Here is a 13821-nt window from a genome sequence, read left to right as displayed (position 1 = left end):
AGACGTGAAGCAATCTTGTTTCAAAAATAATCAAACCGTCAGTCAGACAACATAGCGAACGAGCAATTATGGAACAACAACAAAATAAATATATCAGTGCCTTAGACATTGGTACGTCCAAGGTCATCGCCTTAATCGGCGAGATTCGGGAAGATAATGAAATCCACATTGTCGGCTTGGGCCAAAGCCCTTCACGCGGCCTGCGTGCAGGTATGGTGACCAACATTGACGCCACTGCGCAAGCCATTCGTCAGGCGGTAGAAGATGCCGAGCTGATGGCAGATACCAAAATTTCCCACGTTGTCACCGGTATTGCCGGTAACCATATCCGCAGCCTGAATTCACAAGGCGTGGTCAAAATTAAAGATGGCGAAGTATCGCAAGCCGACATCGATCGTGCCATCGAAACAGCCAAAGCCATCAATATTCCGCCTGATCACAATATCTTACATACCGTGGTTCAAGAGTACATCATCGACAACCAACCCGGTGTGAAAGAGCCTATCGGCATGAGCGGCGTGCGTTTGGACACCCGTGTACACATCATTACCGGTGCGAACACTGCTTTGCAAAATATCCAAAAATGCATCCAACGTTGTGGCCTGCAAATGGATCAAATCATGCTTCAGCCTTTGGCAAGCGGTCACGCCGTTTTGACTGAAGACGAAAAAGATTTGGGCGTGTGCGTCATCGATATCGGTGGCGGTACAACCGACATCGCGGTTTATACCAATGGCGCCATCCGCCATACCGCAGTTATTCCCGTTGCCGGCGATTTGATTACCAAAGACTTGGCGCAAGCCCTGCGTACGCCGCACAGTGCTGCCGAGTACATCAAAATCCATTACGGTGCTGCCATTCCAACTATGGACGGCTTGGATGAAATGATTGAAGTTCCTAGTGTTGGCGACCGTCAATCACGTCAAATTTCACGCCGCGTATTGGCTGAAATCATCGGCCCGCGCGTAGAAGAGATTTTGGAATTGACGCTGAACGAATTGCGCCGTTCCGGCTTCCCAGAAGAAGTGTTGACTTCCGGTATCGTTTTGACCGGCGGTGCTTCTATGTTGACCGGTATTGTTGAGTTGGCGGAAGAAGTCTTTAATTTGCCTGCACGTATCGGTGTTCCACAAGAAATGGGTGGCGTATCCGAGCGTATCCGCAATCCACGCTATTCAACGGCAATTGGCCTGCTTCAGACGGCCTATGCTGCAGAAGAGGGTGAACAAACCAGCCGAACCGGTGCGATTGCACTGAATGATTCAGGCAAAAAAATGGGTCTGTGGGAAAAAATCCAAAGATTCTTCAGAGACAATTTCTGATAAAAGTTTTCAGGGCAGGTGGTGTAACAACCGTTTGTCCTGAATATTTAAGTGGAATTAAACGGTTTTAAATAATTGCTAAGTGGATAATTTAAAACTTGTATATTTTCTGTTAAAAAATGTAGTAAAAATATAACGCCGATAGCCGAATGGTAAGAAGATTTTTGCCAGTATCTGGATACTTCTTATATAATACGGATAATGAGTTATTTTTGAACCGTCCTTATAAAGCGGGGCGCGGAGGATTATTGAATGGAATTTGTTTACGACGTAGCAGAATCAGCAACAAGCCCTGCTGTTATTAAAGTTATCGGTTTGGGTGGCGGCGGCTGTAATGCCATCAACAACATGGTTGCCAACACTATCCATGGTGTTGAGTTCATCAGTGCCAATACCGATGCGCAATCATTGGCTAAAAACAATGCGGCTAAACGCATTCAATTGGGTACAAACCTGACTCGCGGTTTGGGTGCCGGTGCAAATCCTGAAATCGGCCGTGCTGCAGCCCAAGAAGATCGCGAAGCTATCGAAGATGCCATCCGCGGTGCAAACATGTTGTTCATCACTACCGGTATGGGTGGCGGTACAGGTACCGGCTCTGCTCCTGTTGTGGCTGAAATCGCTAAAGAAATGGGTATCCTGACCGTTGCAGTTGTAACCCGTCCGTTTGCTTACGAAGGTAAACGCGTACATATCGCTCAAGCAGGTTTGGATCAACTCAAAGAGCGCGTCGATTCCCTGATTATTATCCCGAACGACAAATTGATGACTGCCTTGGGCGAAGACGTGACCATGCGTGAAGCTTTCCGTGCAGCCGACAATGTACTGCGTGATGCGGTTGCCGGTATTTCTGAAGTGGTGACTTGCCCGAGCGACATGATCAACTTGGACTTCGCCGACGTGAAAACTGTGATGAGCAATCGCGGTATCGCCATGATGGGTTCAGGTTTCGCACAAGGTATCGACCGTGCCCGTTTGGCCACCGACCAAGCTATCTCCAGCCCGCTCTTGGATAACGTTACTTTGGATGGCGCACGCGGCGTATTGGTAAACATTACCACTGCTCCTGGTTGCCTGAAAATGTCTGAGTTCAACGAGATTATGCGTATCGTCAACCAAAATGCACACCCTGAAGTGGAATGCAAATTTGGTGCTGCCGAAGACGAGAGCATGAGCGAAGACGCTATCCGTATTACCATTATTGCTACCGGCTTGAAAGAAAACGGTACTGACAACCAACTGCGTGCTGCTGCCCGTACCCAACAATTGGTACGCGGTGCGGAAGAAGCGCCTCAAGCTCAAAGCCAAAGCAGTGCTGAAAGCCTGGTTCGTACCAACCGCAATATCCGTTCTATGAATCTGACTGCGGCTGATTTCAGCAACCAGTCTGTACTGGATGACTTTGAAATTCCGGCTATCTTGCGCCGTCAGCAACATACTTCTGAGAAATAATCAGGATCATGTATGAAAAGACCTGCCTTAAAGGCGGGTCTTTTTTATTAGCAAAATAAACTTAAGGCCGTCTGAAAGTTTTCAGACGGCCTTAAGTTCAAATAAAGCAAATAACAAACTTACCCTTTATTTAGGATTTGCTTGTTTTCGCCCTCACGACGCAATTCTTTGGGCAAGACAAATACAATGCTTTCTTCTGCACCTTCACCTTCGCGTATGGTCTCATGTCCCCAGTCTTGAATGGTTTGTAAGACTTCTCGAACCAAGACTTCGGGAGCGGATGCGCCGGCAGTAACACCGACCTTGGTTTTGTTTTCAAACCATTCTTTTTTTAGGTAGGAAGCATTATCGACCATATAGGCATCGACTCCGCGCAATGCGGCTACTTCACGCAAGCGGTTGCTGTTGGAAGAGTTGGGCGAGCCGACAACAATCACGAGATCACATTCTTCGGCCAATTCTTTAACGGCAGTTTGGCGGTTGGTTGTGGCGTAGCAAATGTCTTCTTTGTGCGGATTGCGGATATTGGGGAAGCGTTGATTTAAGGCCGCAATAATGTCTTTGGTTTCATCTACCGATAAAGTGGTTTGGCTGACGTAGGCAAGTTTGTCAGGATTTTTGACGTTCAGTCCGGTTACATCTTCCACTGTCTCAACCAGAAACATTTTACCCGGAGGCAATTGTCCCATCGTGCCTTCTACTTCGACGTGGCCTTTGTGGCCGATCATAATGATTTCGTAATCTTGCTCATCGAGGCGGGCTACTTCTTTATGGACTTTGGTTACCAGAGGGCAGGTGGCATCAAAAACGCGGAAACCACGTTGTGCCGCTTCTTCCTGTACAGCTTTGGATACGCCGTGAGCAGAGTAAATCAGCGTTGCGCCCTTTGGGACATCCGCCAAGTCATCGACAAAGACGGCCCCTTTTGCCCGCAGATTGTCCACGACGAATTTGTTGTGAACGACCTCATGGCGGACGTAAATGGGCGCGCCGAACTCTTCGAGTGCACGTTCAACAATGCTGATGGCGCGGTCAACGCCGGCACAGAAGCCGCGGGGATTGGCAAGGATAATGGTTTTTTGAGTCATGTGTGTTCCGTTTTCAGACGGCCTTTGTGTCGTTTGAAGGTGTTTTTTTGTGCAGCAAACCATCTAATACCAAGCAAACTGCGCCAACGCAGATAAAGCTGTCGGCAATGTTAAATGCTGGGTAAAACCAGTTTTGCCAATAGAAAAGCAGAAAATCGACAACGTGGCCGTGAATCAGACGGTCAACCACATTGCCAATCGCGCCGCCGATAATCATGGCCGCCCCCAATTTGCCCCAGCGGCCAAACTCATCACGCCAGATAGCACGGGCCAAATACAGGCTGATGACGACTGCCAGACCTAAAAAGAAGAATTTTTGCCAGCCGCCTTGGTCGGCCAAAAAGCTGAATGCCGCGCCTGGATTATAGGCAAGTGTCAGGTCAAAAAAGTCTGGAATGATATTGAGGCGTTCGCCTTCGGTAAAGTGTTTCAAGATTTCCCATTTGCTCAGTTGGTCAAGAATGATGGCAACGAGGGAAAGTAAGAAAAAGGGCGTTTTTGCAGGAGAGGATGAACTCATGTTTTCAGACGGTTTATGTAGTAAAGGGCTTATTTTACCTGAAAGCAGGCTGGAAGTGTTTGCAATGGCATCGACGTCAAGGCCGTCTGAAAATAGAAACGCCGCCACTTGAATGTATCAAAGGGCGGCGTGGTAAGTATATGCAGGCTTATTGGTTTTTAAGCAATGGGAAGCCCAGTTTCTCGCGGCTTTCAACGAATTTTTGAGCAACGATACGGCTCAGTGCACGAATACGGCCGATGTAGGTTGCGCGTTCGGTAACAGAAATGGCGCCGCGTGCATCCAAGAGGTTGAACGTGTGGCCGGCTTTGAGTACAAGCTCGTAAGCAGGCAGGGCAAGACTGCTGTCTTCAACTGCAAGCAGGCGTTTGGCTTGTTCTTCATAGTCGTTGAATTGGCGCAAGAGCCAATCGGCATCGCTGTATTCGAAGTTGTAGGTGGATTGTTCGACTTCGTTTTGATGATAAACATCGCCGTAAGTCACGATGTTGCCATCAAGGGTTTTTGCCCAAACAAGGTCGTACACATTTTCCACGCCTTGCAGATACATGGCGAGACGCTCGATACCATAGGTGATTTCACCAAGTACAGGGGAGCAGTCGATACCGCCGACTTGTTGGAAATAGGTGAATTGGGTTACTTCCATGCCGTTGAGCCAAACTTCCCAACCCAAGCCCCAAGCGCCGAGAGTAGGGTTTTCCCAGTCATCTTCGACAAAGCGGATGTCGTGTACTTTAGGATCAATACCCAATTCGCGCAAGGAGTCGAGGTAGAGGTCTTGAATATTGGCGGGAGCTGGTTTGAGCGCAACTTGGAATTGATAGTAGTGTTGCAGGCGGTTGGGGTTGTCGCCATAGCGACCGTCTTTGGGGCGGCGGCTGGGTTGAACGTAAGCGGCAAACCAAGGCTCCGGGCCTAATGCACGCAGGCAGGTGGCTGGATGCGAAGTACCGGCACCGACTTCCATATCGAAAGGTTGGATAACGGTGCAGCCTTTGTCTGCCCAATAGTTTTGTAATTTGAAAATAATTTGTTGGAAGGTGAGCATGGTGGATGGAATAGATTAGAATAAAGAGGGTATTTTACTGTTTTGAGCCTGTTTTGGATAGGCTGAAGGAAGCGGCGCAGTTTATTTGCCGTCCAACAGATCTGAAAAGGGGTCGTCTTCCGATGAAACAGTGTATTTTTCTTGCGCCCATTCTCCTAAATCAATGAGTTTGCACCGTTTGCTGCAGAAAGGGCGGTAGGGGCTGTCAGTGTTCCAAACGACTTCTTTGTGGCAGGTCGGACATTTTACAACAGGAGCGGTCATGCAGTTTCTTTCAGTGATTGTGCAATGGATTGATAGTATTGATGCAAACGGGCAACCTTGATTTTTGCTTCTTCCATGCTATGGGTATTGTCCAATACATCGTCGGCATGCAGCAGTCTGTCACATCGAGAAGCTTGGGTGACCATGATTTGGCGCGTTTGTTCTTCTGAAAAACCATTGCGTTGGTATACGCGTTCGACTTGGACGGACTCTGGAACATCTACGACTAAAATGCGGTCGGCTTCCGCTTTAAATGCCGGATTCTCAATCAAAAGCGGTACATCGACAATGCCGTAAGTAGAGGAAGCAAGTTTTTGTTTCTGCTGTTGGATTTTGTTTAAGATTAACGGTAGAAGCAGATTTTCTAGTTGTTTTTTTGATTGAGGCCGTCTGAAAACTTCTTCCCGTAAAGCCATACGATTCAGACGGCCTTCGCTGTCAAAAACCTCATCACCGAAAAGTTGGCGGATGGCTGGAAGGGCTTCGCCGTTTTCAGCGGTCAGTGAACGGCTGATGGCATCGGCATCGATAATGGGTACGCCAAGTTCGGCAAACATTTGGGCAATAGATGATTTGCCGCTGCCGATACCACCGGTCAAGCCTATCCATAATGTCATTATCGGAATCCTGATTGTACGAGCCACCATTGTACCAGTTGGGTAATAGGTGCATTGGCAACCAAAATAATCCATCCTGCCACAGCAAGGCTGGGACCAAAAGCAAAATATTGGCCTTTGCCGACGCGGGCAATGAGTGCGCCCACCAGTCCGACCAAGGCAGCTATGAAGATCAGAACAGGCAAGATACCTACGCCCAGCCATGCACCGAGCGCGGCCAAAAGTTTGAAGTCGCCATTGCCCATGCCGATTTTACCGGTCAGAAGTTTATAGACGGCGCATAAAGTATAAAGGCTCATATAGCCTGCGATTGCGCCTAAAACGGCTGAATGCAGGGGTACGAATGTATCATTCAGATTAAACAGCAGGCCGATCCAAATTAGGGGCTGAGTCAGGCTGTCGGGTAAATATTGAGTATCGGCATCGATAAAGGTCAGCGCAATCAATATGGCAGTCAGAATGAATCCGCCAATATTTGCCCATGACCAGCCGTATTGCCATGCGACAATACCGAATAAGACACCTGTCAGCAGCTCAATCAGCGGATAGCGTATGCCGATAGCGGTTTTGCAGGAGTGGCATTTCCCGCCCAGGAAAACATAGCTGAGGATGGGGATGTTTTGCCAAAGTTTGACTGGGCTTTTGCATTTGGGGCAGCGTGAATCCGGTTTACGCAGATTAAATGGCTGTTTTTCTTCGTCTGTCAGCTCGATACCCAAATGCTCTTTGGAAAATTGTGTCCATTCGCGTTCCATCATTATCGGCGTGCGATAAATAACAACGTTCAGAAAGCTGCCAATCAGCAATCCCAAAATAACGGCTAAAGGAATAGCGAATGGCGCAAGAACGGAGAGGGCGTCGATGGCAGAGTAAATACTATCAAGCATATCAACCTACGACATTACCCAAGTTAAACAGCGGCAGATACATGGCAATCAGTAAAATACCGATGAGCGAACCCAATACCACCATGATGATAGGTTCCATCAAGGCAGATAAGCGGGAGACGGAGTTATCTACTTCATCTTCGTAGAATTCGGCTGCTTTGTTCAGCATATCATCCAAAGAGCCTGATTCTTCGCCGATGGCCGCCATTTGGATCACCATATTGGGGAACATATCTGTACTTTGCATACTGGATGTCAGCGACAGGCCTTGGGTTACCTTGGCGCGGATGTCTTGAGTGGCTTCTTCATAGAGAATATTGCCGGATGCGCCTGCAACTGAATCTAATACTTCCACCAAAGGAACGCCGGCTGCGAAGAGGGTGGAGGTCGTACGCGCCCAACGGGCGATGGTCGCTTTTCGGACGATGGTGCCAAAAACAGGCAGTCTCAAAATCAAAGCATCGATTCGTTTTTGGAAAGTAGGCGATTTTTCATGGAGTTTGTACAGGCCGAAGGCCGAAACAATCAAAAGGATGATCATAATCCAGCCGTAGTCGACGAATAAATCAGACAAGCTCATGACAAGTTGGGTAAGGCTTGGCAACTCTGCACCCATATTGGCATAGACTTCTTTAAAGGCAGGCAGTACAAACATCATCATGATGAAGATAAGCGCAATCGCCACCACGATAATGGCAATCGGATAGGTCAGTGCGGTTTTGACTTTTTTCTTAATGGCTTGGGTTTTTTCTTTATAGACAGCCAGTTTGTCCAATAAGCTTTCCAATACGCCGCCGGACTCGCCTGCGCTGACCAGATTGCAATAGAAACGGTCGAAATATTTTGGATATTTGGAGAACGATTTACCCAATGCGCTACCTTGTTCGACATCGGAGCGAACCTGCATCAGCATTTCGGTCATGCTCGGATTGGAGTGGCCGCGAGCAACGATTTCAAAAGCCTGCATCAGCGGCAAGCCTGCCTTCATCATCGTTGCCAGTTGGCGCGTAAACACCGTGATGTCTTCTTGTGTAATACGGCGTTTGCGTGCGGTTTTGACTTTGCTGATACGTAAAGGACGAATGCCTCTGCGTTGGAGTTTTTTGCGTGCTTCTTCTTCGTCTTTGGCAACTACTTCACCACGGACAAGACGTTCGGTCTCGATGTTTTTTCCTTCAAATGTAAAACGCTTGCCTTTGCTTCTTGAACCGAACAGACTTCTTTTTTGCTCTGCTTGAGCCATGAGTTATCCCTTGTTAGTAAGAAATAAAGCGGACTGTTTCCCCGTGCCGCTTTATTTTAATTTTCGAAAATATGGCAGTTTAGTCATTGGTATGAGCAGTCACTTCTTCCAACGAGGTCAGGCCTTGCATGACTTTCATGAGGCCAGCACGACGCAAGTCTACCATGCCTTCCTGATAGGCCATGTTCATGATATCAACTTCTGTACCGTTGTTCATAATGACTTTTTGCATTTCATCGCTGACCGGCATGACTTCATAAATACCGACGCGGCCTTTAAAGCCTTTGCCGCGGCAGCTGTCGCAGCCAACCGGGCGGTAGAGTTTCCAATCTTGAGCCAAGTCCGCATCGGTAAAGCCGGCTTTTTTCAATGCCGGAACCGGCGGGCGCTCAACTTCACGTTTGCAGTTCGGGCACAGTCTGCGCAACAACCTTTGCGCCATAATTAGGCTGACCGAGCTGGCGATGTTGAAAGGCGCGACACCCATGTTCAAAAGGCGGGACAGCGTGGCCGGTGCATTATTGGTATGCAGGGTAGAGAAAACCATGTGGCCGGTTTGGGCGGCTTTAATGGCGATGTCGGCGGTTTCCAAGTCACGAATCTCACCGACCATAATAATATCAGGATCTTGACGTAAGAAGGATCGGAGTGCGGCGGCAAACGTCAGACCTTGTTTTTCATTGACGTTGACTTGGTTGACGCCCGGCAGGTTAATCTCGGCCGGATCTTCTGCCGTCGAAATGTTCACATCTTCCGTATTCAAAATGCTCAGGCAGGTATAGAGCGAAACGGTTTTGCCCGAACCTGTCGGACCGGTAACCAATACCATGCCGTAAGGGCGGTTAATGGCCTCAAGCAGCATTTCTTTTTGGAAAGGCTCTAAACCGAGCTGGTCGATATTGAGTGATGTGCCATCGGAATTTAGGATACGCATCACTACTTTTTCACCAAACAATGTCGGCAAAGTGCTGACACGGAAGTCAATCGGACGGCCGTGTTTATGGAAGGCAATTTGAATTCTGCCGTCTTGCGGAATGCGTTTTTCGGAAATATCCAAACGCGCCATTACTTTGATGCGCGATGCCAACTGGCCGCGCACGGCGACAGGCGGCTGTACGACTTCACGCAACTGTCCGTCCACACGGAAACGGACGCGCGCCATTTGTTCGTAGAATTCAAAGTGGATGTCTGATGCGCCCGCGTTCAGGGCATCGGATAGGGTTTTGTGGATGAAACGAGGGATAGGGCCGTCTTCAGCCTCTTCATTGTCGATATAAAGCGATTGCGATTGCTGCGTTGCTTCATGTTCGTCGTTGATTTCTTTCAGAATGGTGGTTGAACGTTGACCCAGCCATTCCAGCAATGAGCTGAGCTGGTCGTCGGGAACTACGACCAAGTCGACACTTAAACCTGAAGCAAAAGCGATTTTTTGAAAGTTTTGGATTTGGGTCGGATCGGATACGGCGAAATAAACCTTGCGTCCGCGTTTGAAAATCGGAATGCAACGGTTTTGCACCATTTGCTCTTCCGTCAGAATGTCGCTGACTACATTATTGCGCGGGTAGTAGTGCAAATCCAAAAGGGGATAGCTGAATACGCGCGCGACTAACTCTCCCAAAGCTTTAGGGGAGATGATGCCGTCTGAAAACAGGTTGGGCAGGATTTCTTTGCTCGATTGTAAAAGGCTGTTGTAATGTTCCGCTTGTTGATTTGAGATGGTCTGGCTTTGAACCAAAACACGCAATAATCCGACACTCATTTTATTTTCCGTTTCTTGTGCAGTTTTCCCTTTAATTTAGAGGAAGCCGTATTATTTTATCATTATTATGATTAAAGCATATATCTAATTATGCAAATCTGCTTAAGTTGCAAAGACATGCTTCTGCTTTAATTGTATTTTTATTTCAGACGGCCATTATAAAGCAAGGAGAATAGGCGTTAAACTCGATATTTTTGGATTATGATGAAAAAACAACAATTTTGTCGTATGAATCCAATCAATAACGAAATTATATTTCATGTTGTTATTGCTTGTTTGGAGATGGCAGAAAAGGTTGTTTTGATGGACAGACGGTTGGAATTTGAAATATGAAAAGGCCGTCTGAAACTGAGCAATTAGGTTTCAGACGGCCTTTTAGCTATTTAAATCCGATAGGATTGATTAGGCTTTGTTTTTCAGACGGCCATGCAATTCCTGTACGCTGTACACACCCAAGTGTTCGCGGCTTTTTGCACCTTCGCTCATGGCTTCGCCGCCGGCGATGGTGGTGTATTGCGGTACGCGTTGGGTGAGGGAGGTGCGGCGGATGCTGTGGCTGTCGGTAACAGATTGTACTGTGCTGCCGACGGTGTTGACCACCAGGGCGATTTCGCCATTTTTAATGGCGTCCACGATGTGTGGGCGGCCTTCCTGTACTTTGTTGACCGCTTGCACGATGATGCCGTGTTCTTTCAAGTATTCGGCGGTACCGCGTGTGGCGCAGACACCGTAGCCGAGTGCTTGGAAGTTTTGTGCGGTTTTGACGATGAGCGGTTTGTCTTCGTCGCGTACAGCAAGGAAGATTTTGCCGGTTGTGCTCAAGCGTTCGCCTGCGCCGAGTTGGGCTTTGAAGTAGGCTTCGCCGAAGCTTGCGCCCACGCCCATCACTTCGCCGGTAGAGCGCATTTCAGGGCCGAGAATGGTGTCCACACCCGGGAATTTGATGAATGGGAACACGGCTTCTTTAACGGCGTAGAAGTCCGGGATGACTTCTTTTTCTACACCTTGCTCTTTCAGCGAAATGCCTGCCATCACGCGTGCACCGACTTTGGCAAGCGGTACACCGGTGGCTTTGGATACGAACGGTACGGTACGGCTGGCGCGTGGGTTTACTTCCAGTACGAAGACCACGCCGTCTTGTACGGCAAACTGTACGTTCATCAAGCCGACCACGCCCAGTGCGTATGCCATGGCTTTGGTTTGGCGGCGGATTTCGTCTTGAATCTCTTCGCTCAAAGAGTATGGAGGCAATGAACAGCCGGAGTCGCCGGAGTGGATACCTGCTTGTTCGACGTGTTGCATGATGCCGCCGATAACGACATCTTGGCCGTCTGAAACGCAGTCTACGTCCACTTCGATGGCGTTGTTCAAGAAGAAGTCGAGCAATACAGGGCTGTCTTCGGAAACTTGTACGGCTTCGCGCATGTATTTTTGCAACTCTTCGGCAGAGTGAACAATCTGCATGGCGCGGCCGCCGAGTACGTAAGAAGGACGGACAACCAACGGATAACCGATTTCTTCGGCCTTAACGAGGGCTTCTTCTTCGTTGTGGGCGATGCGGTTAGGCGGTTGACGCAGGCCGAGGTCGTTCAACACTTTTTGGAAGCGTTCGCGGTCTTCGGCGGCGTCGATGCTGTCGGCAGATGTGCCGATAATGTTCACGCCGTTTGCCACCAAGGCATTGGCCAGCTTGAGCGGGGTTTGGCCGCCGTAATGAACAATCACGCCCCATGGGTTTTCAGTGCGGACGATTTCCAATACGTCTTCCAAGGTCAGCGGCTCGAAGTACAGGCGGTCGCTGGTGTCGAAGTCGGTGGATACAGTTTCCGGGTTGCAGTTGACCATGATGGTTTCAAAACCGGATTCGCGCAGGGCGAGTGCGGCATGAACGCAGCAGTAGTCAAATTCAATACCCTGACCGATACGGTTTGGGCCGCCGCCGAGAATCATCACTTTTTTACGGTCGGAAGGACGGGATTCGCATTCTTCTTCGTAAGTGGAGTAGAGATAAGCGGTTTCGGTGGCAAACTCGGCGGCGCAGGTGTCAACGCGTTTGTAAACCGGATGCAGGTTCAGCGCGTAGCGGTGTTCGCGGACTTCTTTTTCGCTTACGTTCAACAATTGTGCCAAACGTTTGTCAGAGAAACCTTTGCGTTTCAGACGGCGTAAAGCGGCATAATCCAAGTCTTGCAACTGGCCGTCTGAAACTGATTTTTCTTCTTTCACCAAGTCTTCAATTTGCGCCAAGAACCAAGGATCGATGGCGCAGATTTCGTGGATTTCTTCTAGAGTAAAGCCTGCACGGAACGCATCGGCTACAAACAGCATACGCTCAGGGCCTGGGTTGGCCAGTTCGCGGCGGATTTCCGCTTTGTCTTCGCTGCGCGGATTGAAGCCGCACAAGCCTGTTTCCAAGCCGCGCAAGGCTTTTTGGAAACTTTCTTGAATGGTACGACCCATTGCCATTACTTCGCCCACAGATTTCATTTGCGTGGTCAGGCGGTCGTCTGCGGCAGGGAATTTTTCAAAGGCGAAACGTGGAATTTTGGTCACGACATAGTCGATGGAAGGCTCGAATGATGCAGGAGTGCGACCGCCGGTAATGTCGTTGCGCAACTCGTCCAGCGTAAAACCGACAGCCAGTTTCGCCGCCACCTTCGCAATCGGGAAGCCGGTTGCTTTAGATGCCAACGCGGAAGAACGACTTACGCGCGGGTTCATTTCAATGACAATCATCTCGCCATTTTCAGGGTTTACCGCAAACTGCACGTTTGAGCCGCCGGTATCCACGCCGATTTCGCGCAACACTGCCAACGAAGCATTACGCATGATTTGGTATTCTTTGTCGGTCAATGTTTGTGCAGGCGCAACAGTGATGGAGTCGCCCGTATGAACACCCATCGGGTCGAAGTTTTCAATCGAGCAGATGATGATGCAGTTGTCGTTCTTGTCGCGCACCACTTCCATCTCGTACTCTTTCCAGCCGAGGACGGACTGCTCAATCAGCAACTCATGCGTAGGCGACGCATCAAAACCGCGTTCGCAAATTGCCAAAAATTCGTCTTTATTGTAGGCAATGCCGCCGCCCGAACCGCCCATGGTAAAAGACGGACGAATCAGCGTCGGGAAGCCGACTTGTTCTTGCGCTGCCAAAGCCTCGTTCATGGTGTGGCAGACAAAAGATTTCGGGCAAGACAAACCGATTTTTTCCATCGCTTCTTTAAAGCGGCCACGGTCTTCCGCCTTGTCAATCGCGTCTTCGGTCGCACCGATCAGCTCGACGTTGTATTTCGCCAGCACGCCGTTGCGCGCCAAATCCAGCGCACAGTTCAGCGCGGTCTGGCCGCCCATCGTGGGCAGAATCGCATCAGGCCGCTCCTTGGCGATAATCTTCTCCACCGTCTGCCACATAATCGGCTCGATGTAGGTAACATCGGCCATTTCAGGGTCGGTCATGATCGTGGCGGGATTGGAATTCACCAGAATGACTTTATAGCCTTCTTCACGCAAAGCCTTACAGGCCTGTGCGCCCGAATAGTCAAATTCGCAGGCCTGACCGATAACGATAGGGCCGGCGCCGATGATAAGGATGGATTTTAGGTCGGTACGTTTGGGCATGTT

General features: G+C 49.2%; 11 protein-coding genes. 2 read left to right on the top strand and 9 right to left on the bottom strand.

Going from position 1 to position 13821, the window contains the following annotated elements:
- The first annotated feature begins 68 nt into the window (after positions 1-68).
- Complete coding sequence (gene ftsA, locus CYJ98_RS07575) at positions 69-1322, top strand: cell division protein FtsA (RefSeq protein ID WP_003682483.1); 1254 nt, start codon at positions 69-71, stop codon at positions 1320-1322.
- A 252-nt stretch (positions 1323-1574) separates the two neighbouring features.
- A complete protein-coding gene (ftsZ, locus tag CYJ98_RS07570) occupies positions 1575-2774 on the top strand; it encodes a cell division protein FtsZ (protein ID WP_003682480.1) in 1200 nt (399 codons plus the stop codon).
- A 119-nt stretch (positions 2775-2893) separates the two neighbouring features.
- Here the strand turns inward: ftsZ and ispH are convergent, their stop codons facing one another.
- From ispH to carB, 9 genes are all read right to left on the bottom strand, one after another.
- Positions 2894-3862 carry a 4-hydroxy-3-methylbut-2-enyl diphosphate reductase gene (gene ispH / locus CYJ98_RS07565; protein ID WP_101756021.1) on the bottom strand — a complete coding sequence of 323 codons (969 nt, stop codon included), beginning with the start codon at positions 3860-3862 and terminating at the stop codon, positions 2894-2896.
- 13 nt (positions 3863-3875) lie between these two features.
- A complete protein-coding gene (gene lspA, locus CYJ98_RS07560) occupies positions 3876-4382 on the bottom strand; it encodes a signal peptidase II (RefSeq protein WP_167382871.1) in 507 nt (168 codons plus the stop codon).
- Between the two features lie 148 nt (positions 4383-4530).
- Complete coding sequence (glyQ, locus tag CYJ98_RS07555) at positions 4531-5430, bottom strand: glycine--tRNA ligase subunit alpha (protein ID WP_101756019.1); 900 nt, start codon at positions 5428-5430, stop codon at positions 4531-4533.
- A gap of 81 nt (positions 5431-5511) precedes the next feature.
- Entirely contained in the window at positions 5512-5694 is a 183-nt protein-coding gene (gene yacG / locus CYJ98_RS07550) for a DNA gyrase inhibitor YacG (RefSeq protein WP_003682475.1), read from the bottom strand.
- Complete coding sequence (coaE, locus tag CYJ98_RS07545; protein WP_101756018.1) at positions 5691-6311, bottom strand: dephospho-CoA kinase; 621 nt, start codon at positions 6309-6311, stop codon at positions 5691-5693. The genes yacG and coaE overlap by 4 nt, the downstream gene beginning before the upstream one ends.
- The gene (locus CYJ98_RS07540) at positions 6311-7198 is read right to left on the bottom strand and encodes a prepilin peptidase (protein WP_101756017.1); all 888 of its coding nucleotides are present in this window, start codon (positions 7196-7198) and stop codon (positions 6311-6313) included. The genes coaE and CYJ98_RS07540 overlap by 1 nt, the downstream gene beginning before the upstream one ends.
- A 1-nt stretch (position 7199) precedes the next feature.
- On the bottom strand, positions 7200-8441 hold the full coding sequence (locus tag CYJ98_RS07535; RefSeq protein WP_101756016.1) for a type II secretion system F family protein: 1242 nt from the start codon (positions 8439-8441) through the stop codon (positions 7200-7202).
- A gap of 79 nt (positions 8442-8520) precedes the next feature.
- Positions 8521-10200 (bottom strand): type IV-A pilus assembly ATPase PilB, encoded by a 1680-nt coding sequence (gene pilB / locus CYJ98_RS07530; RefSeq protein ID WP_101756015.1) that lies wholly within the window; start codon positions 10198-10200, stop codon positions 8521-8523.
- A 402-nt stretch (positions 10201-10602) separates the two neighbouring features.
- A complete protein-coding gene (gene carB / locus CYJ98_RS07525; RefSeq protein WP_101756014.1) occupies positions 10603-13818 on the bottom strand; it encodes a carbamoyl-phosphate synthase large subunit in 3216 nt (1071 codons plus the stop codon).
- Positions 13819-13821 lie beyond the last annotated feature (3 nt).

This window comes from Neisseria perflava (assembly GCF_002863305.2).
GTDB classification, from domain to species: Bacteria; Pseudomonadota; Gammaproteobacteria; order Burkholderiales; family Neisseriaceae; genus Neisseria; species Neisseria perflava_A.
Note: the sequence above shows the minus strand (reverse complement) of the source record. Positions and strands in the feature narration are given on the sequence as shown.

What these genes read in the sequence shown, in the direction of transcription:
- coaE (WP_101756018.1), bottom strand. Translation starts at nt 6,311, where the DNA reads ATGACATTATGGATAGGCTTGACCGGTGGTATCGGCAGCGGCAAATCA.
- lspA (WP_167382871.1), bottom strand. Translation starts at nt 4,382, where the DNA reads ATGAGTTCATCCTCTCCTGCAAAAACGCCCTTTTTCTTACTTTCCCTC.
- CYJ98_RS07540 (WP_101756017.1), bottom strand. Translation starts at nt 7,198, where the DNA reads ATGCTTGATAGTATTTACTCTGCCATCGACGCCCTCTCCGTTCTTGCG.
- carB (WP_101756014.1), bottom strand. Translation starts at nt 13,818, where the DNA reads ATGCCCAAACGTACCGACCTAAAATCCATCCTTATCATCGGCGCCGGC.
- glyQ (WP_101756019.1), bottom strand. Translation starts at nt 5,430, where the DNA reads ATGCTCACCTTCCAACAAATTATTTTCAAATTACAAAACTATTGGGCA.
- ftsA (WP_003682483.1), top strand. Translation starts at nt 69, where the DNA reads ATGGAACAACAACAAAATAAATATATCAGTGCCTTAGACATTGGTACG.
- CYJ98_RS07535 (WP_101756016.1), bottom strand. Translation starts at nt 8,441, where the DNA reads ATGGCTCAAGCAGAGCAAAAAAGAAGTCTGTTCGGTTCAAGAAGCAAA.
- ispH (WP_101756021.1), bottom strand. Translation starts at nt 3,862, where the DNA reads ATGACTCAAAAAACCATTATCCTTGCCAATCCCCGCGGCTTCTGTGCC.
- ftsZ (WP_003682480.1), top strand. Translation starts at nt 1,575, where the DNA reads ATGGAATTTGTTTACGACGTAGCAGAATCAGCAACAAGCCCTGCTGTT.
- yacG (WP_003682475.1), bottom strand. Translation starts at nt 5,694, where the DNA reads ATGACCGCTCCTGTTGTAAAATGTCCGACCTGCCACAAAGAAGTCGTT.
- pilB (WP_101756015.1), bottom strand. Translation starts at nt 10,200, where the DNA reads ATGAGTGTCGGATTATTGCGTGTTTTGGTTCAAAGCCAGACCATCTCA.